This window comes from Bacillus sp. FSL E2-8868, assembly GCF_038005505.1.
Lineage (GTDB): Bacteria > Bacillota > Bacilli > Bacillales > Bacillaceae_G > Bacillus_A > Bacillus_A mycoides.
Genome location: NZ_JBBOTI010000004.1, coordinates 152,148 through 177,027, shown reverse-complemented (window position 1 = coordinate 177,027; position 24,880 = coordinate 152,148). Strand labels below are relative to the sequence as shown.

Here is a 24,880-nt window from a genome sequence, read left to right as displayed (position 1 = left end):
ATAAATTATAGAAATAAGGGGATTAAAGTATGAAACTAACAAAAATGCTTTTAATATGAGCTACACTTGCTACGACGACATTAACATCGTTAGCGAATGTACAAGCAGATACAGTATTTAAAGATGTTCCTGCAAATCACTGGTCTTATGATGCAATTATGCATCTAAAAGATAAAAAAATGATAGCTGGCTATGGAAATGGAATGTTTGGATTAGGCGATAATATTACGCGAGGACAAGCAGCTCGTCTGCTTTATGTGTATCTACAGCCATTACTTGTAGGTGATAGGTTTGAAGATCAATTTAAAGATGTAAAAGGTACTATGTTTGAAAAAGAAATTTATGCTGTTGTCAGTTCTGGTCTTATGAATGGATATGGGGATAATGAATTTGGACCAAATGATGTTTTAACTCGTGAACAATTAGCGGCAATTTTACAAAAAACATTTAATTTAAAGCAACAATCTATTACTACTTTTAATGATGTGGAAAAAAATTATTGGGCTACTGAGGCGATTAGTGCCCTACAAGAGAACAAAATTGCTGTGGGCACAGGTGATAATTTATTTGAGCCTAAAAAAGTAGTAACTCGTGAGCAGTATGCACAGTTTCTATATAATGCAATGCGTAAGTTAGAGAAGCCGGGACAACCTGAAGTAATGCCGTTGGGGATACCGAGATCCATGGTGACAGATGATTTCACTTTTGATAAATCGTTGGTTGATATTGTTCCTGTGTATAGTAAATCTATATCTAAAGAGGCGCAGGATCTCATTAATGAGATAAATTTGAAATATGATCTAGATATAAAGTATTGGGAGACAAGTGCTGTATTACATTTAGCTTCATCTAAAATGGCAAAAGAAAATAAAGATTGGTATGGACCATTGAGTATAGATGAAAAGGGCGGTAATAATTTTGCTATTAGCTTCGAAAATCATAAACCATCTATTGAATTGACGAAAAGATGGATTACTATGATGTACCCAGATTTAAATTTAGACAAAGAGATTGATAAATTGGTCAAAAATATAAATATGGAATATGTGTTTGAAAAAGGCCGACATAAAATAAAAATGGGACAAACAGCTAATTATAAGGGCTGGCGCATTTATATTGGTGAATAATTAACCTTTTTCGAGGGTTTACACTGACAGAAGAAGTTATTATTTGTGATTTAATAGATTATAAAAGAAAATATAGAGCTGTTTCATATAATACTGTTAAGAATTAGCAGGAAATTGAAAAAAAGAAGAGTTGATCAAAATGATATGATCCCCTTATAGTAGACAGGAAAAAGAAAGCACATTAACCTGTTTACTATGGAGGGGATTTTTTCATGGGAAAAATTAGAGTCACTTACGATGTAGAATTTAAGAAACAAGCTATAGATTTATACTTAAAAGAAGGCATGAGCTATAAAACCATTGCGAAAGAATTAGGTATTCATCACTCGGTTGTAAGTCGTTGGGTGAAACACTTTGAAGCTGAAGGAATCAAAGGACTAGAAGAAAAACGCGGTAAAGCGAAAGGACCAGGTTTAGGTAGACCAAGGGTTAGACCCGAAGATCCTGAAGCTAAGATCAGACGATTAGAAGCGGAAAATGAAATGTTAAAAAAGCTCTTAGGGATGTAAAAGGAGGAATGAAAGTCGTATCCAAAATAAAAAAATTCGAAGTCATCCATGAAATGACAAAAACAGGTTATACAGTGACCATTCTATGCGATATTGCTGGTGTAACCAGAAGTGGATACTACAAATGGCTAAAACGGCATACGACGCCTTCTAAAAAACAATCAGAGGATATCGAAATTAAGAAAAAGATATTGGAGTGTCATAAAAAATTAAGAGGAATTTATGGATATAGAAGAATACAAGTGTGGCTGAAAGCCACATATAACCTTCATTTGAACCATAAGCACATCCAAAGATTGATGAGTGAACTAGGTATCAAAGCCGTAATTAGGAAAAAACGACCTTATTACGGAAAAAAAGAAGCTTATGTGATTTCAGAGAACCATCTAAATAGGGAGTTTCAGGCTTCAAAACCGAATGAGAAATGGGTAACCGATATTACCTATTTGATTTTCAATGGACAGCGCTTGTACTTATCCGCTATTAAGGATTTATACAATAATGAAATTGTTGCCTATGAAACCAGTCGTAGAAACGACTTAAAGCTTGTGTTAGATACGCTTAAAAAGGCAAAGAAAAAACGAAATGTGAAGGGAATCCTCTTACATAGTGATCAAGGATCCCAGTATACATCTCGTCAATATAATCAATTACTTAAAAAATATCAGATGAAGGCAAGTATGTCTCGAAGAGGCAACTGTTGGGATAATGCTTGTATGGAAAACTTCTTCAGTCACTTTAAGGCAGAGTGTTTTCATTTATACTCCTTCCGTAAAGCGAATGAGGTCAAACTTGCCGTGCGTAAATATATGCACTTTTATAATCATCAAAGATTTCAAAAGAAATTAAATAACCTGAGTCCATATAAATATAGAACTCAGGTTGCTTAGTTGCGCTTTTTAAATACTGTCTACTTGACAGGGGGCACTGCAAAAAGATTAACTCTTCTTTTTATTTATAATTAAGTTGAATTTCTATACCCGTTATACCACAGTTTGTCCATTAGATTGTATATAAGGTCAATTTCTACTATGAAAAAACTTTATATGGGAATAAATTAGCATTCATAAGCTAAATTTCATAGGAAAATAGAAAAACCATCCTTAAAAGAATGGTTTCTAATAATTATTTTTGGATTATACATTTAAAATTAGGAGATAAGATAATTGGGCAAAGTTAAATCAATAAGAGATATTCTATACATTTGTATTATTTTGGTTCTGGATAATGATTGTAATATGAGATTCTAATAAATTCTTGATAGACATTTGTTAATTTAGCATCTCTAAGAGCATCGTTGAATCTTTGCATACGTACACTACCTTGAGCGTAGCCTCCACCAGGAGTATAAGGATTTCTAGCTTCAAAGTCATCCATAAATACTTTTAATTTTTTATAGTCTTGAGATTGATAGAAAGCAGCGGCTTCTTCAAGTGTAACATCAAAGTAAGAAGATGATGCTGAGTTATAAGTAGCTGCTTGAGCAGTAGGTGTCTCTAGCATAGTTGCAGCTCCACCAAACATAGTAAGTGCCATAGAAGACACAATGATTTTTTTAAACATAATAAAACCTCCACGTAGAATATTTGGATTAATAGTAATCTTGTAATCATTATAGTTACAATGAAAATGATTATCAAATGTAATGGTGCATAATTTATGATGTGAACGAGAAGTCCCTCCATCTCTATATGAAGGAATGTAACAGGAAATTAATAGATTGAAAGAGGGATATATACTATTGGTGTTAACAAGGAAATAAAAAGGCTTTTTTTAGTTGGAGGAATTTAAAAGGCCCCGTCATTACAGACAGGGTCTTTCAAAAGGGCATGACATTTAACAACTGAAGGTACCATTATAATACCATTAATGGGATTTAAATTCCATTTGTTTGGTGTTGAGAAATAAAAAATATATGTTGTAGGAGGAGAGATGAAGAGATGTTTCTTATAGATTTTGAAATACGAGAAAGCAAATGCCGAATTTAAATCTGTCTTTAAACAAAGGGATAGAAGTATTACTTTTGCTTAGCAAAGCGTGTTAAGCCTCATTCAAAGTCAAGTAATTGACTACAAAATAATTCTCTCAACACAAAATATAGTCTGGTTAAAAAATTAGGGGGATCAAATCATTGAAGCAGTAAAAAAACTGTTTTCAGGATAGGTAACCTTTTTGTTTTAAAAAGAGAATATATTTTCTCAACAGGACAAATGGTAATCATCTATAAGTACTACTTATAAGGATAATAGGAAAATAGAAATTAATAATAAAGGAGAATGCGAAATGAAAACAGTAGTATCTGATAGAAATCTAGCTGAAATCCGCGAAGAAGATGTAGAAGTCTTAAAGGTAATGGCACATCCGGTTCGGTTACAAATTGTAAATGAATTAATGCACCATAAAATGTGTAATGTTACGCAGTTAACGGAAATATTAAGACTCCCACAATCTACTGTTTCACAGCATCTATCAAAATTAAGGAGAACCGTACTCCGTGCAGAAAGAAGAGGGTTAGAGATGCATTATTATATAGATAATGATAAGGCTCGTCAGATTGTAGGAATTTTAGGTTTGTGGGTAAATAATAAGCAAAAAAGTTCCCTTTTATAAAGTAGGGAACTTTTTGCATGTTTATCAAAGTGTGTACCATTATAAAAGAATATGAGATTTAGAAAGGATGCCGATCTAAAATATTTTATATAGGGTGAATGGGGGAAGTGATAAGTAGCGGCTACATTACATTTTAAAATGAAACACATTTGACACTCCCACCCCTAAAGGGGCCAGCTGACTAACGTCAGTGGGATTCTTGCTACCAAAGGCGAAGTCCATTTCTGGTATCGCTGACGTGCAAGATTGCGGTGTGCCATCACCACTCCCACAACAGACCATATAGGTTCGTGGGCTACGGTACTGTGACCATACCGTACAGATTGTTGGTTCTCAAATTACAAAAACAATTAAATTGATACATTTAAGGTGCAAGTTATAAAAAATATTAAAGGGGGAATTTCTATATTTAAGAAATTAGTAGTAGGGGCTTTAGCAACTGTGGTTATGCTGTCTGGTGCTACAGGAGCATCCGCAGCTGTAGACACTGGTAATAAGTTAAATAACAGTAATAATTCAATTGCCGCAACATGTGATTATAAGGCTTTTCTTTATAATAGTAAAGATGATATGCCTATGGTAGTGATTAAAGGGGGGATAAAGCATTATTTAAAAGGAACTGTTATAAACGGTGGACAGTTATACGGGTTATATGAACCTGAATATTGTTAAAGAAAGGACACTCATTTGAGTGGCCTTTCTCCGACTTGAACCATCTTAATTTTATTGTGTTGTTATCATATAAGAAAAGAAGACATCGATTAAGATGTCTTCTTTTCCTTGTACAATTGGTGTTAAGAAGGTATTGTATTGCGTGAACTACTCGCCACTTAGCAAAGCTTGAAGTGGGAGCTTCTCAGTTCCAAGACGAAAGTACCCTTTCGTCTCCCTGAGCGTTACTTTGGGGTGTTCCACCCCTAGATGTCCAACGCTTGGACGCTCTTTTGGTACGGTTGATATTTTACGCAGGAACCGAATGGCTTGGTTTTCGCACTCTATTTTCTTCCTGCAACCTCATATATCAAGTTAGCAAAGAACTTCATATAGCTAGTTTATCAAAATTTTTTGGCTATGCCAAACCGAAATGCATCTCCCACCTACCGTTGGGCTACGCCCTTCACACGCTTGAGGAAGGAGAATTCTTTCGGGGAATTCGTTAAAAAATATAAAAATATAACAATCATCGAGTAAGCTTATTATAGCATCAATAAATAGGATTTTTATATGTAATATTGCATATATATAGATTTATTGAAGTTTTATCTATATAGTTTAATTGTCTGTTATTTGTTTTAATTCATTTACTTATATTATTTTTTGAGCGCTCCAGCAATGGAGCCTTTTTTTTATGCAATAAAACATTTTCTTTACATTATTTAGTCGATGTATATTAGCTTTTCCTTCTTAAAAGTTACCTATATTTTACCAAAACATTGTATAGACGACCAGTCTTTTTATGAGAATTTAGTGAGTTAATAGTATTAAATTTGAAAATAGTTTTTATATCAAAAGTAGTAGATGGATTATTCTGTATGTCAATCGATATGCTAAATTGCATATCGAAAAAAGTAGAATTTGTTAACGTTTTCAAAATAAGGGATATTTTTATAAATTTCTGCTAATATCAAACTTGTACTTATTATAAAACAAGGGGATGTTTATATGTTTAAAAAAGTTACATTAGGGATATCATCATTAGCGGTGGCGGCGGTAGTTGGGTTAGGAATGGCATCGGAGGCATCAGCAGGACCAGCAGCACCTCTAACTTCTTTAAGTGTAGTAAAAGTAGAATCACAATTGGGTGGAGTTGAATACATTAATCCTAATAGTTTTAGTACAACTAAAGATCATGGGGGAAGTTACTTATATGTTTACACAAAAGAAATAGGATATGGCCAGTTTCCTTTTGCCAAAATGAATGGATTTGATGTGAAAAGTATTGGTTCACAAATAATTGGTGGTAATCCTATTGTAGGTTGGGAATATAAATGGGACGCATCAAATCATCAAGAAGGGACTTTTGAATATCAAAAGACTTCAATAAATTATCCAAGAGATACGTGGCGCACTTCATTATATATTAAATAATTAGTTTTATATATTCGTAGCATGAAAATTCCTGCACCTTGTGTGGAGATTTTCATAAAGAAAAGGCACCCTTATGTAGGTGCCTTTTCCAATAGTTTGTTTAGCAGAAGCAGCTAGCTCCAACTATGATTAATAAAATAAATAGTACAACTAATAAAGCAAAGCCTCCAGCAAAGCCGCCGCCACAACTACCGCAACTACCACCAAATCCCATTGTAATCTCTCCTTTGAGTAGGAGGGGAAAATTAAGGTCATTCATGTATTTTAACGGGTTCACTTTACCCTATGTTTTTACGGATTAATTGAGCAGGTCCTTTTGAAAATAAAAAAAGACACCCTAAGGTGCCTTCCTCCGACTTGAACCACTTTACTTTTAATAATATGTATTGGACATTAAGTAAACACATCCTATAAAACAGAATCATTTATTTTTACCAGATTGTTAGTGTACAAATACAAGAGAATCGAGATCGTTTGTTTGGCTAGATTAAAGCAACGCCACATCTATATGGTTGAGATGTGTTACGCCTTCTAATCGGAGAATCTGCTTTATAGAACGTGTCCACAATTTATATTTTACTACATGTAATATTTATTTAGTGTAATTTTTTACAAATATGTATAATTGCATAAAGTTTACGAAAAAATGAGAGTATAATTTGGTATTGTGTAATAAAGATAAAGTCCACCTACGGAAATAGGTGGGCTTTTTAATGCATAAAGAAAAGACACCCATATAAGAGTGTCTTTTCCGATAGTTTGTTTAGCAGAAGCAGCTAGCTCCAACTATTATTAATAGAATAAATAATACAACTAGTAAAGCAACTCCTCCAGCGAAGCCGCCACCACCACCACCACAACTTCCACCAAAGCCCATAATAGTTCCTCCTTTAGATAAGAGGATAAAACAAGAGGTCACTCATGTATTTTAACGGATTCAATTTACTTTATGTTTTTATGCATTAATGGAGCAAGTTCTTTTGAAAAAAAGAGAAAGCCAATCTAAGGCACTTCTCCTGAATATTAATAAATCGCATATATTAATAAAAACAGACTATTTAATTATATCAATAATAAGATTATTTAATATAATGTATTAATCCTAACAGAAGGGAGGAATAACCATGCAATTAGTTTGTTTCCAAGTAGTAAGTGGACAATACTTCTTAGTTGTAGAAGGTATCCAGATTCCTGTACCAATTCCAGCGTTTGCTGCAGCTCTATTAATTGGTTTAGGAGTAATCCCACTTTGTTCTTAATTTAAGGAATTGTAAGCAGTTTTACCTTTCAATCGATAAGCCCCTAAGTATATAAATGCTTGGGGGTTTTCTTATAAAAAAAAGACACCCTAAGGTGCCTTCCTGCGATTTGAACCAACGTAATATGGTATTGGATGCCAATCCAATTATTATTTTACCACGTTAGATAATTTCGAGTATTGAGAAATAGTAAAAGCACTCTTTCGAGTGCCGCTATTTACTTCACTACTTTATCCATAACTTCTTTATACTTATTAAACTCTTCATCTTTCATATCGCCATTCATCTGTAAAAGGAAATTCCCCTTAGCATATGTATGTGAGAAAAGCATTGGAGCTGAGTTTCCTAGCTCATCATAGTACTTCTTAGCTTTTTCTAAGTCTTCTTTCTTACTAAATTCAAACACACGGCCACCTTTATCCTCACCTAATTTAGGAATTAGGATTCGTTTACCATCTTTACGCATGTTACCGAACTCTTTTTGTGGTAGATCCGTAGCATTTTCAGCTTCTATACCAGCTTTCTTGAACTCGCTAATAAGTGAAGTTGTAGTAACCGGTTCAGGCTTTTTAGCTTCTTGTTTAGGTTTAGATTCAGTTGCAGTCTTCTCATTTGAACCACAAGCGGATAATCCCATAAGTAAGGCGCTACATGCTAATGCTGTAAGTAATCTGCGTTTCATTGTGTTACCCCCAGTATGTATTAGTTATATAAGCTGAAATGTAAGATTTCTTATCTCATGGTAGCAAACAAGTTATTTGTATTTTGTTATATTTTGTCGAATGAGAATAAAAAAAGCACTCACAAGAGTGCTTAACCATAAATCTAATGTTTTTTACTAGATTTTTTATGTCCTTTATTTCGTTCACAAGCCACGCCATCGCCATCGCGATCTAAATGTGAAGCATAAGCTGGGCTATCTGGAGTTATATCATAGTAACCGGCATTATTTGCATCTGTACAGTTTGCAAAGTGCACTTTCTCTTGTTTAGGTGCAGCTTGTTGCTGAGGTGCTGTATTAGCAGTAGCTTTTTGTTGCTCCTGTTCTTTTGCTCGAGCTGCTTCTTGTTGTTTCTTTTGTTCTTCCTGTTGTCTTTGAGCCTCTTCTTGTTTTCGTTGTTCTTCTAATTTCTTTTGCTCTTCAGCCTTTTTCTGTTCTTCTAATCGTTTCTGCTCTTCAACTTCTTTTTGTTCTTCGGCTTTTTTCTGTTCTTCTATTTTCTTTTGTTCGTCTTCCTGTTTTTGCTCATCTAGTTTCTTTTGTTCATCTTCTTTTTTAGTTTCTTGTTTTGGTTCTTCTGATGTACTTGCTTTATCACTTGAACCACAAGCAGCCAATCCCATAAGTAACACGCTGCATGCTAAAGCCATTAATAATTTCTTGTTCATAATTTAATTCCTCCAAGATATAAAAAATGTAATATTTCTGGACAATCTTATCAAAAAAAACATTCTTATATTGTCATATTTTGTCGATTGGAAATAAAAAAAGAGAGCCGTATCTCTCATTGGTTAATTTGGTGAATTTTTTACATAATTTCACCTCTAGAAAATGGAAGAAAGTACATTCTTCCATTTCATGATACTGGTACTAGTTATCGGAATTGCAGGATTCATCTACCTGATGCAGATAGACAAACGGATTATGAAGGATGAAAAGTGATGGATAAACAGCAGCGTGACAAAGAAGAAATAGCAAACATAATCAAAATGATACGAGATTTAAGAGCTAAAGGGGTACATAACAGCGCAGATAAGGTAGAGGAAACACATAAATATATTACTTTAGCTAAATAAAAAAGCCTCGCAGGGGGCAAGGCTTTAAACAGGGTAAAAGAATTGTCGAGTAAATAAGAATTACTTCTTGAGAATGGCTTAATTTTAACACGATAACTCGTATGCATGTGTTACGGAATTATGAACTATTCTGATGTGCGAAGCATCATAAAGGGTGAGAAAAATGCATCCGCTAACTAAAATTATCATAGTAAAAGGCCTATGCAGATGCACAGGCTGGTTGATACACATATCGGTAATTAAATGTTAACGGATTTATTGAATAATCGTTATTGAGAAAATAAAAACAGTCGATTACCCCTAATTAGCTATTTCATGAAACGACACAATATTTTGTCCCTCTATTATAACATGGTCGTACCTTCTAATTAAACAAGGAGTGAAAGCCTATGTTAGATAAAAATCAATCAAAAGTCGTCCTTCCTTCATGGGTATGGAAGGAAGGACGAAATGAAAAAGAAGCAAAAGAAAAAGCGATTGAGTACATTACTCCCAATCGCTATCCAGGATACAAAATCATTGAAATAAGAGGCGATATATCGCTTTAGAAGGATTGGACCTAGTGTTTGATGAAAGCGAAGTGATTCAATTACGAGAAGTGTGGGATGAGGATAAAGATATTCTTGAAATAGCAAAAGGGCTAGGAAGGAATCAACTAGAAATCGCCACATTAATCATGAATCAGGCAGATAAGAACAAAATTAAATCTCGTCCAATGGGGTTAGGGGCATGAAACAACTACCACGGGAGGGATATAGTCGGAATTTTTGATTATACTGCAACAAGTACAGCGGACAAATTTTTGAAGCGTAATAGCGTTATGACGTACTCAGTAGAGTTTTATGACAAAGACGAAAAGTGGAAGCGTCGTTGGCTTGAGGCGAAGTCCGAGAGAGAAGCTATAGAAATCATAGGGTTACCAATATATCACCATAATAGGTAATGTATTTCCAAGTGTTAAATGTTGAGAAATCTTTTTATAAATCCTTCATTCGGCACAACAAAGCAATCAGCTTAATTAGCTAACTGCTTGTTGTACAAAAGAAAATTAGGCCCTGCAAGTTAGGATGTGTAACGTTAAGTTACAGTTATAGTGTTAGCAGGACCGGAAATGTTATACGGGGATTAATGTAATGAAAATTTCATTTTGTCGAACTCTATTTGAATAAAGTAACTAAAATTAATTGATTGTATCCAATGCAAGGGATATTTTTGAATAAAGTAACTTTAATCAAAGAGGATATATATATAATGACTGGACAAAACAATCGTGGTGGGAAAAGAGAAGGAGCAGGGCGTAAAGCGATCGGTGTAACAAGAAAAGTATCGTTAACTTTACCAACTGAGTTATGGAGTGAGATTGAGTTTCTGTGTGAATACGATGGGGGAGTCAATCTAAAGTAATTCGAAAAATGTTAGAGACGCAGATACCGAAAAGTCAAATGGTACGGGATATAAAAGAACTTCAGAATGCCAACATTGGTGCAAATATTACAAGTGATGAGGATGCCGTAGATTTTTGCGTGAAACTGGTTCACGAGATCTTTATACAGAAGAAGCATAAATATGAACCGGATTTAAAATAAAAGAGCAGCTAGCAAAAGCTAATTGCTCAGTCTTGAAGGAGATCTCGATTAGTACGGTTACAGATAAGAGATTTCCGGCTGCTTAAAAGCCTAGCTACAGTATTGACGTGATTTTTAGTTTTATTCAGGGAGGTAGAGGGAAATGAATAAATTTATGCTGTTCCAACTTGGTTTTGGTCTGCAACATCAGCATCAAATGTGTTTGTCGCACTAACACCACTAAAGGTATTAGCAACAAAAGCAACATTGGATGAGCCTGAACCATTATAAGCTTTTGTATTTTCCTTTGGAGAGACGTTATAAAAATCACCTAAGTTGAAAGAACCGTTACTATTTTGTACAACCATGTTTCCAACAATAGATGGCATCAGTTTCACCTGCTTTCTTAGGAAGCGTTTAAATTAGAATATGGTCTATGAGTCTAGATGTTCATCTGAATCTGAAAATTTTAAAATGAGGGATGTTAGAAAACCTAATAAAATAATCCTTTTGTGGGGAAAAAGAATTTATAAAATAGGTACAATTCACGTTTAGATCATTTTTGAATGTAATAAGGTATCAAAAGGAGTAAAACGTTCCAAAATGGAAATGAGAGACGTTTGCATGAAAGGGATGAGAGGAATGGCAAATTCAAAGAAAAAGAAAATAAGAAAAGCTATCGTTCGTCGTGCGATATCCGTTGATAAATACCAAGTTAACAAAGCTTGGAGAAACATCTTTGTGCAGGCTGGTATTATTAAATAAATGAAAACAGAATACAGTCCGGCTAGAAAACTAGAGGATACCAATTTTTAGAGCAGCAATAAAGCTGTTTTAAGAAATGGTGTCCTCTTTATTTTTGAAAGGGGATGTGGGAAATGAAGGTATTAAAAGATCAATTACATGAATGGAAAAAGCAATCCAAACAAGGAAAGAAGAAAAACAAAAAACAAAAAGAGAAATTAAGTACTCGTGAAATTGAGGATTTAATGGGGAAGCATAGACCTTGTTATGAACGTAGACGTGGAACGTTAAGACAAAAGTAATTTAAAAATAAAAAGGAGTGGTCTTACATGAATAAACAATTATCTTTCTTACCAAAAATTGATAGAACAGCAACGCAAGAGAAGTTAGAGGGTGTTCTTGAAAGTGTACGCATATATAGACAGTTCGGAATGATTCGTAAGGAAATGAAAGTCACTTCTTCTTATGAAATGAGAGAACACGGTCCGACACATACCGTTGGAAAGCCTTTAGAGGATGTGGCAATCGCTAATTTGCAACAAAGTGAGCATGAAGAGTGGTTGGAGTTAATGTCATTCCGTATTAATCAGTTTTTAATAGTAGATAAGAATAGAAGAAAGTTCAAAAACTGTGCACAATTTCAGTATAAGTTTAATGAATTATCATGTAATAATTTAATTATAAAGCTATTTGGATGTAAAGGAAGTTAAATGAATATTTAAGTATGAAGTTATGAGGTTTCGTTTTTATTTATTTAATCTTTGTAATCTATGTTTTATTATTCTTTTACATCAATGCTCTTAATATAGTAAGAAAATTAATAGGAGGGGACTATTAAAATGAATAAAAAAATTCTAAAGCAGTTGAGAAAAATGACTACAAATAAAAAGGGATTAAGTGCTGCTGTAGTAGCAGTAGGAATTATGAGTACAACATTAATTCCTCAAAATGCCTATGCACATGGGTTCGTTGAAAAACCAGGTAGCCGTGCTGCTTTATGTAGCCAGAATTATGGAGCTTTGAATTTAAATTGTGGCAATGTAATGTATGAGCCGCAAAGCTTAGAAGCGCCTAAAGGATTCCCACAAGGTGGACCGGTTGATGGGAAAATTGCTTCAGCAGGAGGCCTGTTTGGTGGGATTCTTGATCAACAAACAGCTGATCGATGGTTTAAGAATACGATTAAGGGTGGAGAGAATACATTCACTTGGAAATACACTGCTCCTCATTTAACAAGTCAATGGCACTATTACATCACAAAAAAAGGGTGGGATCCAAATAAACCTCTAACAAGAGCGGATTTTGAACCAATAGGAACTGTAAAACACGATGGTTCTGCAGCATCTAATAATTTATCACATAAAATTAATGTACCAACTGATCGTAGTGGATATCATGTCATTTTAGCGGTTTGGGATGTAGCTGATACCGTAAATGCTTTTTATAATGTGATTGATGTGAATCTAGTTAATAATGAAAAACCAGATACAGAAGCACCAACTCAGCCATCTGGACTACAAGTAGTAAAAGCCACTTCAAATAGCGTAGAACTTAATTGGAAGCCTGCAACAGATAATGTAGGGGTGAAAGAGTATCAAGTGTTACGTAATGGAGAAGTAATTAATACTGTAGCGGGTACTAGTTTAGTTGATAAAAAATTAAGCCCAAACACAGATTACACGTATACAGTAAAAGCAGTAGATGCTGTAGGGAATATATCTAAGGAAAGTGAAGCATTAGTTATTAAAACAACAGTGGAAAAACCAGATACAGAAGCGCCAACTCAACCTAAAGGGTTACACAGTATGGGAATCACTGCCAATACTGTTGACTTAATGTGGAGTCCGTCTGAAGATAACATAGATGTGGATCATTATATTGTATACAGAGAAATTGCAGGGGTTACGAAGGAAATAGGTACTGTTAATACCACATCATTTATGGACAAGAATTTGCAAGTAAATACTACATACAAGTATGTAGTTACTGCAGTTGATACGGCTGGCAATGAATCAATGAAAAGTGATATCTTAACAGTTACTACGAAGGAACAAGAAAACGCTTATGAGAAATGGGATTCGTATAAAGCATATAAAAAAGGAGATAGAGTAGTTCACGAGGGTAAGGAATACGAGGCGGCCCAAAGCTATCAAGGGAATGGGGATCCGAATTGGATCTTTGCTTTATCTTTATGGAAAGAAATATACTAAGGATGTAAAAACGTTATGTATTATAAGAAAGTGCATTCTATGTATACGGAACTAATTTGACGACTAGAAGGTTTTATTTTAAATATAAAAATATTTAATGTATTTTCTTATTATTTGTATTTTTTCTTTGTCAAAGAATGGGACACTTATAAGATAAGGTGTTCCTACTTTTGCAATTCCAATACCTATTAATAGAAGGAGTAACCAGCCAATAAAACTACCATCCAAAGTATCTAATCCTAATCTTCTTATTAGGATTAGATACTTCGGAAAAATACTTGATAAATAATATAAACAATAAGATGTGAAGCAACTTTATTGTTTAATTTAATAATGTAATTGGCGCTGTGTACATTGTATCAACATGGCCATCAACATGTGTTACTTCAATTTTTATGCGATATGTTCCTGGCCCAGCAATTGCTCCACCATTGCCAGTCTCAGCATCAAAATCTTCATATACATTTGTTCCAGCTGGTAATAGTGAACCGTAGCGAAAATCAGCGTCATAATAATCCCAACCAGTATCGTATTGTTTTTCAAAAGATGCTGTGTAATGTACATCATATGCATTATCATTTGTTGCTCGTAGAATGATATTTTGTCCCAGTCTGTATTTCGTATCTGAAAGTTGAATTGTGAAATTATTTAACGTTTCTATAGGACCACAAATGTATCGGCAATATTCGCTCGCTCCATCTGCTTGAGCTTTGGGTGTTTCCACGTTCATTGCTGTTAAACTGCCAAGAGCCAATGTTCCTGCTAATAATACTTTACTAGGTTCTGGTGCAAAAAATCTATAAAACTTGGACATACTGATATTACTACTCTAGAAAAGGTGTGTGATCAGTATGAAAAAGGAAAATTTGTTCAAATGGAAGCATTATCAGCCTGATATAATTTTGTTAACGGTAAGATGGTACCTACGGTATAACCTCAGTTTTCGTGATTTGGTGGAAATGATGAAGGAACGGGGCTTATCTATTTCTCATACCACGATTATGCGTTGGGTTCATCAGTATGGCCCGGAATTGGACAAACGAATTCGTCGTCACCTCAAGCAAACCAATGACTCTTGGAGAGTTGATGAAACATATATAAAAGTTAAAGGGCAATGGATGTACCTGTACCGGTGCTGTTGATTCGAAAGGAAACACAATCGATTTTTGTCTAAGCAAAACAAGAGACCGAAAGGCTGCAAAGCGCTTTTTCAAGAAAGCTTTGCGGTCTTTTCATGTATCAAAGCCACGTGTGATGACAGTCGATAAGAATCCGGCTTATCCTATAGCAATTGAACTGTTGAAAAAAGAAAAAAGCATACCTGATGGTATGCAACTTAGACAACAAAAGTACTTGAATAATATAGTAGAACAAGATCATCGCTTTATAAAGAAGCGTATCCGTTCTATGCTAGGGCTCAAATCTTTTGACACAGCTATATCCATTCTTTCTGGAGTAGAAGCCATGCATATGATTAAAAAAGAACAGATTAATTTACGGAACCAGTCTATCCAAAATCAGAAAGAATTCGTCCATCAATTGTTTGGACTTGTAGCATAAGATACGATTCCGTTAGGAATATATATGCTTTATTCTCTTTTACTTTATTTTTGCACCAGAACCGTTTTATTCGATAGGATGATGTTATCTGCATTACTAATATTGATAGATGGTGACCCCTACTAGCAAGCTAAGGTTTTGAAGTACCCCCTAAATGAAAACTTTCTTTCTCTACAGGTAGATATTTTGAGAAAACAGCTCATTTTTTTGTTTTGGGGTGTTTACTTTTCTTAAGTTGATGGGCATGGGGATAGTCCTTCTTGGCACAATCTCGTTTGTCAGTCTTCTTGGTACTCTTCAGCTAAGTGAGATGGATATGATGAAATAGGAGGACCAATTTTAAAGTAGGATAAGCTAGTTTTTGAAATCGGTATACAGTTCTTTAATAGATACAGTTTTTGTAACATGTCTTTATCTATTGGGTGAAGCATGCGATCTGTCATAATGAAATAATTGTGATGATAGATAAATACTTTCCCTTCAGGTAGAATCGTGTAATTAGATAAATTCGGGTAAATAGGTGGTCCATCTGAAAATTCATCTAAACTACGTTGCGAAACTTTAATAATTTCTTGAGCTGAAAATTTAAACTTGCGAAATGCTGTAGTGTTAATAAATGGACGTTTTTGATTATTTTCTATATAAAATAATTCTCCTTTTTCATTTTTTACAACACGTAAATTTGGAATGGGTTCTGTAAGAGATATAGGTGGTCCTTCTGTATATTTGTAAATAAATGGTTCAGGAATTGGGACAATTTGATTTTGATTATATTTGAAGTAAGAAAGCATTTCTTTTGATAGGGACCTACGTTTATAATTATCAACTAAAAATACGTCACCTTGTGAATTTCTAAGCAATATACCATTTAAATCTTTAGATGGGAGGTTGGCATATAGATTTTGGAAGGAAAAAGGTGTTTTGAAAGTAATATCGAGCACTTTGTTAATAGGATAGAAAGGTTGGAATGTATTTAGACGTTTCCAAAACATTGCATCTCCGTTAAACCAATATAGAGAATCGGTCTCCCAATAATTACTGTATTTTTGATAAACCTTTAATAAAATTCTTCTTGTATGCATAACTGAACAGTGATCCACAACATTTGCAGCTGTATATAAAATTTCCGAGGCTTTTCTTACATATTCATGAGTAGGTTGTAGATTATAATCAACACATTTTACGTGCTGAGAAGAATACACCACATCTATTTCAGGACTTTTTTGTAAGAAAGATAACATTTCAGCTAATCTATTTGGAACGTACATAGTATCATCGGTTAAATAGCAAATAAAATCTCCGCATGTTAATGGAAGCGCCTCATTAATGAGCGCTGCATATCTTGTGGTTTTATATCTTTCATTACCTTGTATAAAACTATTCTTATAATAAATTCGAGGGTCATCTAAATACTTTTTTATGATATTTATAGTATCTGGATAAGAGTTATCATCCATAATAAAAAGTTCCCATTCTTTAAAAGTTTGCATCTGAACACTTTCAATAACTTGATTAATTAAAGAAGGTTTATTATAGCTAGTGAGGATAATTGAAATTAGGGGTTTCAAAGTTGTCACCTCTTGTGAGAATTTTGGATAGCTTAATATTTTCAGGTGGATATTAATTGAATCTTTGGAGTTAGTTGTTTCTAACTATTGATATTTTCTTTTTTGTACTTAAATAGTTTATTACTTGTTCATAGATATGGTATAGACTATAGCGGATTATAAAAAAGATGCATGGGCAAATAAAATAGCTACTTTATCATTTTATTACATATATAAATCTTTTTTAAAATTATCGGAACGGTTCGTCCTTTCTCTTTATATAATAACGTAACTATTTTTTATTTAATGATAAGGAGGAGAGTAATATTTGCCTAAAATTACAGTTATTATGACGAGTTATAATAAGCCCACATTTGTAGAAAAATCGATATTAAGTGTATTAAACCAAACTTTCCAAGATTTTGAACTTTTTATTATGGATGATGATTCTAACGAAATGACTCAGAAAGTGATTCAACCATTCATAAACAAGAAAAATGTACACTTTTATAAAAGTAATGTAGCCCATATTTCTGAACGAACAAAAAAAGTCAGATATGCTGCTTTAATTAACGAGGCACTTAAACATGCAAAAGGGGAGTATATTACTTATATTACAGATGATAATCAATACGAAAAAGAGCGACTTAAAATGATGTCTAGTTATCTTGATGAGAATAAAGATGTTCAAATTGTATATTCTGCATCAAAAACGATCCATCTAGATGAATCAGATTTACCTATCAAAACTGTTGAAAGGCCTGCAAAAAAAGTCACTAATAATGCGCCATGCGCAATTGATCATTGTTCTATAATGCATAGAGCATCTGTTTTGCCGATTCTTGAAAAAAGGTGGAGTTCTTACTGGGATGAAGATCCTCAGTTTTATCGTATTGGAGATGCACGCTTTTTTTGGAGATTAAATCATTATTGGGATTTTCATCCTTTAGATGAAGTTTTAGATATCAATTATATAACTTCACATTCAATCCATGCGCAGTTATTTGCTAAAGAAAAAAATGAATTTGTACAATTATTACCACCACAAAGAACATGTAAAGAATTAAGAGAAGACTTAAGAAAAAAAAGAGGGTGAAATGTTGAGTGACATCTATTTGAAAAATTATTGGTTATTAAATCTAGAATATATAAATGTTTTTTCAGAATTAAAGCATTATAATGTTGCTTTACCATTACTGAGTAATTTCTATCAATATTTGGACGAAGATGTAAAAAATAAAATGAAAGAAAAAGATTTTTATAAACAACTGTCAATTGAACCTATAGAGGAAACACAGTTGCAGTTAGAGTTTGAAAAAAGAATGTCTTCATTTCAATCAAAGATAAAAAGAATAAATCAAAATGGAGTGATTCTCCTGAATTCAGATTATCTCCGTTTTTCAGTAAGTAATTTTACTCACTTTAATCCAAATCATACAAAGATATTAACTAGATCAAAAAAGACAGAACTTTATGGTCTTCCTACAATTTGTGCACCAGATTATATAAATAAAGCCCCTAATACTGCACATGTTTTCATCGAAAAGGCTAAAAAAATCTATTCAAAGTTTAATAAACATCCACTATTTTCAAACATGTTTTTTCAAAAAAAATTACTCAGCGACCTCCCTATTATGATTGAGAAACTTAATATGGCATATTTCATTTTTAAAGAACAAGTTATTTCTGGTGTGATTGTTGGCACAACGGAGGATATAGCAAGCAGAGCTCTTACTTTTCTATCTAAAAGTGAAGGGATACCGAGTTATTGTCTTCAGCATGGTGCGATAATGGGTGAAGAAGCATACTTTCCAGTTTTCGCTACAAAACAGGTTGTATATGGAAGATATGAACGAGATTGGTACCTTCAAAAAGGGGTCAGTGAATCTCAAATTGAGATTATAGGGCATCCCAGATATGATGATATCTTCGATATGGTATATACGGATAAAAAGAATCTTTTTAAACAATTAAAAATAGACCCCTCTACAAAAGTGGTTTTTATTGCAACCCAGCCATTTAAAACTTCATTTTATATCGAATTGACAGAAAAATTAGTGAAAGACAAAAATATCACAGTTATTATAAAGCCTCATCCTTGGGAAAAAGGGCGTAACCTAGTGGGAGAATATGTTCGGTTAAGTAACGTATATCCTAATGTTAAATATATAACAAATGAAGTGAACATGTATGATGTTATTTTACATGCGAATCTTGTGGTTATTTCTAATTCAACAGTAGGGTTAGAGGCAATGTTATTAGATATACCTGTAGTTGTTTATAAATCGTTATTAGAGGATAGAGATTATAAGTATTATGATAAATTAGATTGGCTTGTAAATCACTCTATTGAAGATATGGTGAGCACGATTGAAAAGGTCCTAAACGATTCTTTGCAGTCAAGTCTAGCAAAAGAATTAAGACAACAATTTATTAGTGAAAATTATCCACAAGAAGTAAGTACCAAAAAGTTGCAAGGCTTAATTCAAAGCGCACAAGGATAAACATTATTTTAAAAAGAGGAGGTATTCATATCTATGTTTTTTAAAAATAAAAACGTTTTAATTATTGGTGGAACAGGAACAATTGGAAAAAGCATTCTTTCTAATGTTTTAGAGGGAAAGCCAAAAGTTATAAGAATTTTTAGTAGAAGTGAATATAATCAATTTTTATTACAAGAAGAGTTTAGGGGTAAAAATCAAAATATTCGCTATTTAATTGGGGATATTCGAAATTATGATCGCCTATATAGCGCAATGGAAAATATTGATTATGTGTTCCATGTTGCGGCGATGAAGCATGTTTCATTTTGTGAATATAATCCGTTTGAAGCGGTATTGACCAACATTTTTGGAACACAAAATGTAATAAAAGCAGCAATTGCCCAGAAAGTAAAAAAGGTGATTTTCACAAGCTCTGATAAAGCAATTTCACCAACAAATAATTACGGTGCAACAAAACTAACAGCTGAAAGATTGATAACATCAGCGGAATATTCAAAAGGATCTAGTGAAACAATATTTGCAAGTGTACGTTTCGGAAATGTTATGGGATCGAGAGGTTCTGTTATTCCCTTATTTGAAAATCAAATTAAAGAAAATCACAAAATAACTGTAACTGATCTTAGTATGAGCAGATTTATGATGACACTGAAACAAGCAACGATGTTAACCATTGAAGCAATGAAAATAGCAAAGGGCGGTGAAACTTTCATATTGAAAATGCCAGTTATTTCATTAAAAGATTTAAGTGAAGTGATGATAGAAGAAGTTACAAAGTTGTATAGTTTGTCCAAGGATAGTATTAAGATTGAAGAAATTGGATTAAAACCTGGTGAAAAAATGTATGAAGAACTTATGACACATGATGAATCTTTACAGGCTTTTGAATTACCGGATATGTTTATCATACCAAGTCCACTAAAAAAGGGTGCTCAATATGAAAATGCCAATAGAGCGAAGCCAGGATTTTATCGTTCTGATTATCAAGATGCGATTTCAAAAGAAGAGCTTAGAAATTTGATTATAAACCAGCAACTACTAGCAGGAGGGGAGAAATTATGAAAATATTAGTAACTGGTGGTGCAGGATTTATTGGTAGGTGGGTTGTAAAGCGATTATTGCAAGATAAGCATGAAGTATGGATATTAGACAATTTAGCGAATTCAACTACAGCAAATATTATCGAGTTCGTTCATGATTTAAACTTGAAGCAATGTATACAAGGAGATATTAAAGATAAAAAATTGGTTAACCAATTTTTTAAAAATCATTCATTTGACCTTTGTTATCATTTAGCAGCAAGTATTAATGTTCAAGATAGTATAGATGATGCTAGAACGACTTTTGAAAATGATACAATAGGTACTTTTAATTTGTTAGAACAATGTCATAAGCATAATGTCAAAATGGTCTTTATGAGTACTTGTATGGTATATGATAAAGCTACTAATACACAAGGAATATCAGAATTAGACCCCATTAAACCAGCTTCTCCATATGCTGGATCAAAAATAGCTGCTGAAAATATGGTTTTATCTTACTATTATGCTTATAAGCTTCCAGTTGTGGTAATTCGTCCATTTAATACGTACGGACCATTCCAGAAAACTGGAGGTGAAGGTGGGGTTGTTGCCATTTTTATAAATAATAAATTAGATAAAATACCAGTAAATATTTATGGAGATGGGAAACAAACGAGAGACCTTTTATATGTTGAAGATTGTGCAGATTTCGTTGTGAAAGCAGGCTATTCTTCTAAAGCAAATGGTCATATTATCAACGCAGGAACAGGACAAGATATATCAATTAATAAATTAGCAGAATTGATTTCGGGAAATAAAGTAAGTATTCAACATGTAACTCATATCCATCCACAAAGTGAAATTCAAAAATTATTATGTAACTATGAAAAAGCAAAAACAATATTAAATTGGGAACCGAAAGTTTCTTTAGAAGATGGAGTTATTAAAACAGAAGAGTGGATTAAATCTTTAAAAATTAACCCTAAGGAGAAAGAATAATGGACAGGGAAATTCTCGGTATACATGGGGGAAATCCTGTTAGAGGAACATATTTGCCTTATGGTCAACAACAAATTGATGACCATGATATTCAGGCAGTTATAGATATATTAAAAGGAGACTTTTTAACGACAGGACCAACGATTCAACAGTTTGAGGAGGCTATAGCAAAATACGTTGGGGCAAAATACGCTGTTTCTTTTTCAAGTGGTACAGCTGCTTTGCATGCTGCCTGCTATGCAGCTGGAATCACAGAGGGAGACGAAGTAATTACAACCTCAATGACATTTGTAGCAAGTGCAAATTGTATTTTATACCAGGGTGGAAAGCCAGTTTTCGCTGATATAGACTATGAAACATACAATATCAGTACTAAGTCTATAGAGGAAAAGATTACAAACAAAACAAAGGCTATTATTCCCGTACACTTTACTGGGCAGCCTGTAGAATTAGATAAAATAAAGAAAATAGCAAATGAGAATAACTTGATTATCATTGAAGATGCAGCACATGCATTAGGAGCCACTTATAAAAACCAAAAGATTGGTTCAATTGGTGATATGACAATGTTTAGCTTTCATCCTGTGAAACATATTACAACAGGAGAGGGTGGAGTAATTACTACAAATAATACTTTGCTTTATGAAAAGCTTGTTCAATTTCGTACACATGGAATTGAAAGGAATCCTCAAAAACTTCTTGATAATCATGGGCCTTGGTATTATGAAATGCAATTTTTGGGTTACAATTACAGGATGACTGATATACAGGCTGCTCTTGGCTTATCACAGTTAAGTAAATTAGATTCTTTTATTAAGATTAGAAAGAAATATGTAGACATTTATAATAAAGAATTTAATAGTTTACCTGAAATCATCATACCAAAGCAATTGCCCCAAACCCACTCAAGTTGGCACCTTTATATCATTCGGTTAAATACTAAATTATTAAAGGGTAATCGAAAAGAAATTTATGAGGCATTACAAAAAGAAAATATTGGTGTGAATGTGCACTATATACCGGTTCATTTACAACCGTTTTATCAAAATTCAGGTTATGGAAAGGGCCTTTGTCCAGAAGCAGAAAATTTATACGAGGAAATTATTACTCTTCCTCTATTTCCTAAAATGGCAGAGGATGATGTATGGGATGTAATAAAAGCAGTAAGAAAAGTTCTTTCGTTTTATAGAGTTGCTAAACATTAAATGAAAGGGGTGTTATTAGAATTGCGAAACAAAAAGTTGTTAAGAGCAGTAACAAAAGTTGATATAAAAAAAGGAGAAATCATTACAGCTAATAAAGTTGATATGGAACTAGGTATCGTTGAAAATGCACTGAACCAGCTTCAGTTTGAGGAATTATTACCTCAAGTAGCTTTATATAATTTGCAAGCAGGAACTCCATTAACGAATGAGGTTATTGAACCTCCTAAAGTAGTAATTATTGTACTTTGTAGATTAAAATCTACTAGGTTGCCTTTAAAAGCAATATTGCCAATACATGGAATCCCTTCTATTGAACGCTGTCTTATAAATGCATTAGCTATTCCTGGGGGACACCAAGTCATACTTGCTACTTCAGATGTAGCACAAGATGATCCTTTAGAAAAATTTGATCTAGGTGGGAAGGTTAAAATTTTCAGAGGTGATCCAGAAAATACCGCAGATCGCATACTCCAAGCTGCAAAACAAGAAAATGCAAACATTGTTATGCGGATTACAGGAGATTGCCCAGTTGTATCACCAGAAATCAATAATTATTTACTAGAGCAACATTTGAAAAGTGGAGCAGATTATACACAAGCACAGCTAAGTACGTTACCTGTCGGAACAGCAGGCGATATTTTCACATTAGAAGCAATTGAACGTTTGCTACAAACCCCGAAAACCTTAACCTATACAGAATACCTTCCATTTTATTTTACAAATAATCCTCATTTATTCCGGGTCAATATAGTAAAACTCCCTCCTTCATTTTGTTATCCTTCTTGGAGGTTAACATTAGATGAACAACCAGATTTAGATTTGTTCAATGAACTTTATAAAAATCTTAATGTAAAAACCAAACCTATATATTTTCACCAAATAAAAGATTACATCCTTCGAAACCCTGAACTCATTCGAATCAATAGTCATGTGAAATTGAAATGGGCAAATCAACAATCATTAGTAGATGAGCTAAATAGAGAAACAAAATTATAAATCAATAAATTGTATTACTTTTAACGAGGAGGGAGTAACTTGGATGAGAAAAAAATTGTCTTTCGCGCTGATGCATCTATTGAAATAGGGACCGGCCATATTATGCGTTGTTTAACACTGGCTCAGGAGTTACAGAATAAAGGTGCGCAAATTTATTTCATTTGTCGTAAGCTACAAGGTGATCTTCAGCAATATATTTTAAGTAAGGGATTCCACGTATTTTTATTAGATACAAATGATGAAAATACTGAATACTCAAATGCAGTATATGGAAGTTATTTATATTGGCTAAAATGTCATTGGTTTGTTGATGCACAACAAACCAATGATATATTGTCACAACTCCCACGATTTGATTGGTTAATAGTTGATCATTATGGATTAGATAAAAAATGGGAAACTGTTTTAAGAAAAACTGTAAAAAAGATTATGGTAATTGATGATCTTGCAGATCGAGTACATGATTGTGAGTTGTTACTAGATCAAAATCTATACGAAAGCCTTAATGAACGCTATAAAGAATTAATACCAGAGCACTCTTTAATAAAATTAGGACCTAAATATGCCATATTACGGCCAGAGTTCCATTCTGCTAAGAAATTTTTACGAAAAAGAACGGGTGCGGTTGAACATATTTTTATATTTTTTGGTGGGCACGATGTAACGAATGAGACATTAAAAACGTTAAGAGCTATACAAAATATTAATAGTGATACTTTAAAAATAGATGTAGTGGTAGGAAGCCAAAATCCTCATAAGAAAGATATTCAAAATTATTGCAAGAGCATTTCAAACGCTTCATTTTATTGTCAAATAGAGAATATTGAAGAGTTTATGATACGAGCGGATTTAGGGATAGGAGCTGGGGGAACAACAACATGGGAGCGCTGTTTTCTTGGATTACCTTCTATAACAATTACAACTGCACAAAATCAAATAGAAGTAACCAAAGCTGTGGCGGAGGCCGGAGCTACATGGAATATCGGTACAGCTGAAAGTGTTTCAGATGAAACCATTACGAAATGTCTAAACAAACTTTTAACAGATTCAGATAAAGTGAGAGAAATGTCTAATAAAGCTCTTGCCATAAAGTGTGCCAGTAATTCGGATGAAATAACAAAAATTATTTTAGGAGGATAGT

The 24,880-nt window shown here is 33.4% G+C and carries 28 protein-coding genes and 4 pseudogenes; 24 read left to right on the top strand and 8 right to left on the bottom strand.

All coding sequences use genetic code 11. The annotated features are described in order from the left end of the window. Positions 1-29: 29 nt before the first annotated feature. The 3 genes and pseudogenes from NSS74_RS25970 (at position 30) to NSS74_RS25960 (ending at position 2,526) form a co-directional block, all read left to right on the top strand. Positions 30-1,127: pseudogene (locus NSS74_RS25970) on the top strand (S-layer homology domain-containing protein). 212 nt (positions 1,128-1,339) lie between these two features. Next, positions 1,340-1,636 carry a transposase gene (locus tag NSS74_RS25965; protein ID WP_002135468.1) on the top strand — a complete coding sequence of 99 codons (297 nt, stop codon included), beginning with the start codon at positions 1,340-1,342 and terminating at the stop codon, positions 1,634-1,636. Between the two features lie 8 nt (positions 1,637-1,644). Then, a complete protein-coding gene (locus NSS74_RS25960; RefSeq protein ID WP_002140633.1) occupies positions 1,645-2,526 on the top strand; it encodes an IS3 family transposase in 882 nt (293 codons plus the stop codon). A gap of 319 nt (positions 2,527-2,845) precedes the next feature. Here NSS74_RS25960 and NSS74_RS25955 read toward each other — a convergent pair whose 3' ends face one another. Further along, positions 2,846-3,199, bottom strand: coding sequence for a hypothetical protein (locus tag NSS74_RS25955; RefSeq protein WP_002068822.1), 354 nt, complete (start codon positions 3,197-3,199; stop codon positions 2,846-2,848). Positions 3,200-3,919: 720 nt separating this feature from the next. On the opposite strand from NSS74_RS25955, the gene NSS74_RS25950 reads away from it, so the two are divergent. From NSS74_RS25950 to NSS74_RS25940, 3 genes are all read left to right on the top strand, one after another. Then, positions 3,920-4,246 carry an ArsR/SmtB family transcription factor gene (locus tag NSS74_RS25950; protein ID WP_002068824.1) on the top strand — a complete coding sequence of 109 codons (327 nt, stop codon included), beginning with the start codon at positions 3,920-3,922 and terminating at the stop codon, positions 4,244-4,246. Between the two features lie 447 nt (positions 4,247-4,693). Continuing rightward, positions 4,694-4,918, top strand: coding sequence for a hypothetical protein (locus NSS74_RS25945; protein ID WP_207197290.1), 225 nt, complete (start codon positions 4,694-4,696; stop codon positions 4,916-4,918). A gap of 990 nt (positions 4,919-5,908) precedes the next feature. Further along, on the top strand, positions 5,909-6,334 hold the full coding sequence (locus tag NSS74_RS25940; protein WP_002017095.1) for a DUF4879 domain-containing protein: 426 nt from the start codon (positions 5,909-5,911) through the stop codon (positions 6,332-6,334). A 100-nt stretch (positions 6,335-6,434) separates the two neighbouring features. Here the strand turns inward: NSS74_RS25940 and NSS74_RS25935 are convergent, their stop codons facing one another. Both NSS74_RS25935 and NSS74_RS25930 read right to left on the bottom strand, forming a co-directional pair. Continuing rightward, complete coding sequence (locus NSS74_RS25935) at positions 6,435-6,548, bottom strand: YjcZ family sporulation protein (RefSeq protein WP_113937363.1); 114 nt, start codon at positions 6,546-6,548, stop codon at positions 6,435-6,437. Between the two features lie 549 nt (positions 6,549-7,097). Further along, a complete protein-coding gene (locus NSS74_RS25930) occupies positions 7,098-7,211 on the bottom strand; it encodes a YjcZ family sporulation protein (protein WP_002069374.1) in 114 nt (37 codons plus the stop codon). Between the two features lie 247 nt (positions 7,212-7,458). Between NSS74_RS25930 and NSS74_RS25925 the strand changes: the two genes are divergently transcribed. Continuing rightward, complete coding sequence (locus tag NSS74_RS25925) at positions 7,459-7,593, top strand: hypothetical protein (RefSeq protein WP_002016520.1); 135 nt, start codon at positions 7,459-7,461, stop codon at positions 7,591-7,593. Positions 7,594-7,810: 217 nt separating this feature from the next. Here the strand turns inward: NSS74_RS25925 and NSS74_RS25920 are convergent, their stop codons facing one another. Together NSS74_RS25920 and NSS74_RS25915 are read right to left on the bottom strand one after the other, a co-directional pair. After that, positions 7,811-8,275 (bottom strand): hypothetical protein, encoded by a 465-nt coding sequence (locus tag NSS74_RS25920; RefSeq protein WP_016093847.1) that lies wholly within the window; start codon positions 8,273-8,275, stop codon positions 7,811-7,813. A gap of 143 nt (positions 8,276-8,418) precedes the next feature. Continuing rightward, entirely contained in the window at positions 8,419-8,982 is a 564-nt protein-coding gene (locus NSS74_RS25915) for an excalibur calcium-binding domain-containing protein (protein ID WP_340814582.1), read from the bottom strand. A gap of 273 nt (positions 8,983-9,255) precedes the next feature. Between NSS74_RS25915 and NSS74_RS25910 the strand changes: the two genes are divergently transcribed. The 5 genes and pseudogenes from NSS74_RS25910 to NSS74_RS25890 all read left to right on the top strand — a co-directional run bounded on the left by NSS74_RS25910 (position 9,256) and on the right by NSS74_RS25890 (position 10,794). After that, positions 9,256-9,390 carry a hypothetical protein gene (locus tag NSS74_RS25910; RefSeq protein ID WP_340814581.1) on the top strand — a complete coding sequence of 45 codons (135 nt, stop codon included), beginning with the start codon at positions 9,256-9,258 and terminating at the stop codon, positions 9,388-9,390. Positions 9,391-9,779: 389 nt separating this feature from the next. After that, positions 9,780-9,938 (top strand): hypothetical protein, encoded by a 159-nt coding sequence (locus NSS74_RS25905; protein WP_002069381.1) that lies wholly within the window; start codon positions 9,780-9,782, stop codon positions 9,936-9,938. After that, positions 9,929-10,123 (top strand): hypothetical protein, encoded by a 195-nt coding sequence (locus NSS74_RS25900; RefSeq protein WP_340814682.1) that lies wholly within the window; start codon positions 9,929-9,931, stop codon positions 10,121-10,123. Before NSS74_RS25905 ends, NSS74_RS25900 begins: the two co-directional genes overlap by 10 nt. Beyond that, positions 10,120-10,300, top strand: a pseudogene (locus NSS74_RS25895) (hypothetical protein); the annotation flags it as partial. The gene NSS74_RS25900 and the pseudogene NSS74_RS25895, both read left to right, overlap by 4 nt. Before the next feature lie 341 nt (positions 10,301-10,641). Continuing rightward, positions 10,642-10,794: a hypothetical protein gene (locus tag NSS74_RS25890; RefSeq protein WP_340814580.1), complete on the top strand. Its 153-nt coding sequence runs from the start codon at positions 10,642-10,644 to the stop codon at positions 10,792-10,794. Between the two features lie 334 nt (positions 10,795-11,128). Here the strand turns inward: NSS74_RS25890 and NSS74_RS25885 are convergent, their stop codons facing one another. Then, entirely contained in the window at positions 11,129-11,344 is a 216-nt protein-coding gene (locus NSS74_RS25885) for a spore germination protein (RefSeq protein ID WP_078205660.1), read from the bottom strand. Between the two features lie 253 nt (positions 11,345-11,597). Between NSS74_RS25885 and NSS74_RS25880 the strand changes: the two genes are divergently transcribed. From NSS74_RS25880 to NSS74_RS25865, 4 genes and pseudogenes are all read left to right on the top strand, one after another. Further along, a complete protein-coding gene (locus NSS74_RS25880; protein WP_340814681.1) occupies positions 11,598-11,720 on the top strand; it encodes a DUF3983 domain-containing protein in 123 nt (40 codons plus the stop codon). Between the two features lie 113 nt (positions 11,721-11,833). After that, positions 11,834-12,001, top strand: coding sequence for a hypothetical protein (locus NSS74_RS25875; protein WP_340814577.1), 168 nt, complete (start codon positions 11,834-11,836; stop codon positions 11,999-12,001). Positions 12,002-12,028: 27 nt separating this feature from the next. Further along, positions 12,029-12,295: pseudogene (locus NSS74_RS25870) on the top strand (ArpU family transcriptional regulator); the annotation flags it as partial. Positions 12,296-12,538: 243 nt separating this feature from the next. Continuing rightward, a complete protein-coding gene (locus NSS74_RS25865) occupies positions 12,539-13,909 on the top strand; it encodes a lytic polysaccharide monooxygenase (protein ID WP_340814575.1) in 1,371 nt (456 codons plus the stop codon). A 322-nt stretch (positions 13,910-14,231) separates the two neighbouring features. Here NSS74_RS25865 and NSS74_RS25860 read toward each other — a convergent pair whose 3' ends face one another. After that, the gene (locus tag NSS74_RS25860) at positions 14,232-14,723 is read right to left on the bottom strand and encodes a hypothetical protein (RefSeq protein WP_340814573.1); all 492 of its coding nucleotides are present in this window, start codon (positions 14,721-14,723) and stop codon (positions 14,232-14,234) included. 37 nt (positions 14,724-14,760) lie between these two features. Here NSS74_RS25860 and NSS74_RS25855 point away from each other — a divergent pair. Further along, positions 14,761-15,469 (top strand): annotated as a pseudogene (locus NSS74_RS25855) (IS6 family transposase). 278 nt (positions 15,470-15,747) lie between these two features. On the opposite strand, the gene NSS74_RS25850 reads toward NSS74_RS25855, so the two are convergent. Further along, positions 15,748-17,037 carry a glycosyltransferase family 2 protein gene (locus tag NSS74_RS25850; RefSeq protein WP_340814571.1) on the bottom strand — a complete coding sequence of 430 codons (1,290 nt, stop codon included), beginning with the start codon at positions 17,035-17,037 and terminating at the stop codon, positions 15,748-15,750. 307 nt (positions 17,038-17,344) lie between these two features. On the opposite strand from NSS74_RS25850, the gene NSS74_RS25845 reads away from it, so the two are divergent. Genes NSS74_RS25845 through pseG form a run of 7 tightly spaced genes read left to right on the top strand, consistent with a single transcriptional unit; the run spans position 17,345 to position 24,879 of the window. Beyond that, a complete protein-coding gene (locus tag NSS74_RS25845; protein WP_340814569.1) occupies positions 17,345-18,112 on the top strand; it encodes a glycosyltransferase family 2 protein in 768 nt (255 codons plus the stop codon). 4 nt (positions 18,113-18,116) lie between these two features. Then, positions 18,117-19,520 carry a CDP-glycerol glycerophosphotransferase family protein gene (locus NSS74_RS25840; protein WP_340814680.1) on the top strand — a complete coding sequence of 468 codons (1,404 nt, stop codon included), beginning with the start codon at positions 18,117-18,119 and terminating at the stop codon, positions 19,518-19,520. A gap of 33 nt (positions 19,521-19,553) precedes the next feature. Continuing rightward, on the top strand, positions 19,554-20,579 hold the full coding sequence (locus NSS74_RS25835; protein WP_002016610.1) for an SDR family NAD(P)-dependent oxidoreductase: 1,026 nt from the start codon (positions 19,554-19,556) through the stop codon (positions 20,577-20,579). After that, positions 20,576-21,538 (top strand): dTDP-glucose 4,6-dehydratase, encoded by a 963-nt coding sequence (locus NSS74_RS25830; protein WP_340814567.1) that lies wholly within the window; start codon positions 20,576-20,578, stop codon positions 21,536-21,538. The genes NSS74_RS25835 and NSS74_RS25830 overlap by 4 nt, the downstream gene beginning before the upstream one ends. Further along, a complete protein-coding gene (gene pseC / locus NSS74_RS25825) occupies positions 21,538-22,743 on the top strand; it encodes a UDP-4-amino-4,6-dideoxy-N-acetyl-beta-L-altrosamine transaminase (protein ID WP_340814565.1) in 1,206 nt (401 codons plus the stop codon). The genes NSS74_RS25830 and pseC overlap by 1 nt, the downstream gene beginning before the upstream one ends. After that, positions 22,744-23,739: a cytidylyltransferase domain-containing protein gene (locus NSS74_RS25820; protein ID WP_063226553.1), complete on the top strand. Its 996-nt coding sequence runs from the start codon at positions 22,744-22,746 to the stop codon at positions 23,737-23,739. Between the two features lie 39 nt (positions 23,740-23,778). Beyond that, entirely contained in the window at positions 23,779-24,879 is a 1,101-nt protein-coding gene (pseG, locus tag NSS74_RS25815; protein ID WP_340814564.1) for a UDP-2,4-diacetamido-2,4,6-trideoxy-beta-L-altropyranose hydrolase, read from the top strand. The last annotated feature ends 1 nt before the right edge of the window (position 24,880 follow it).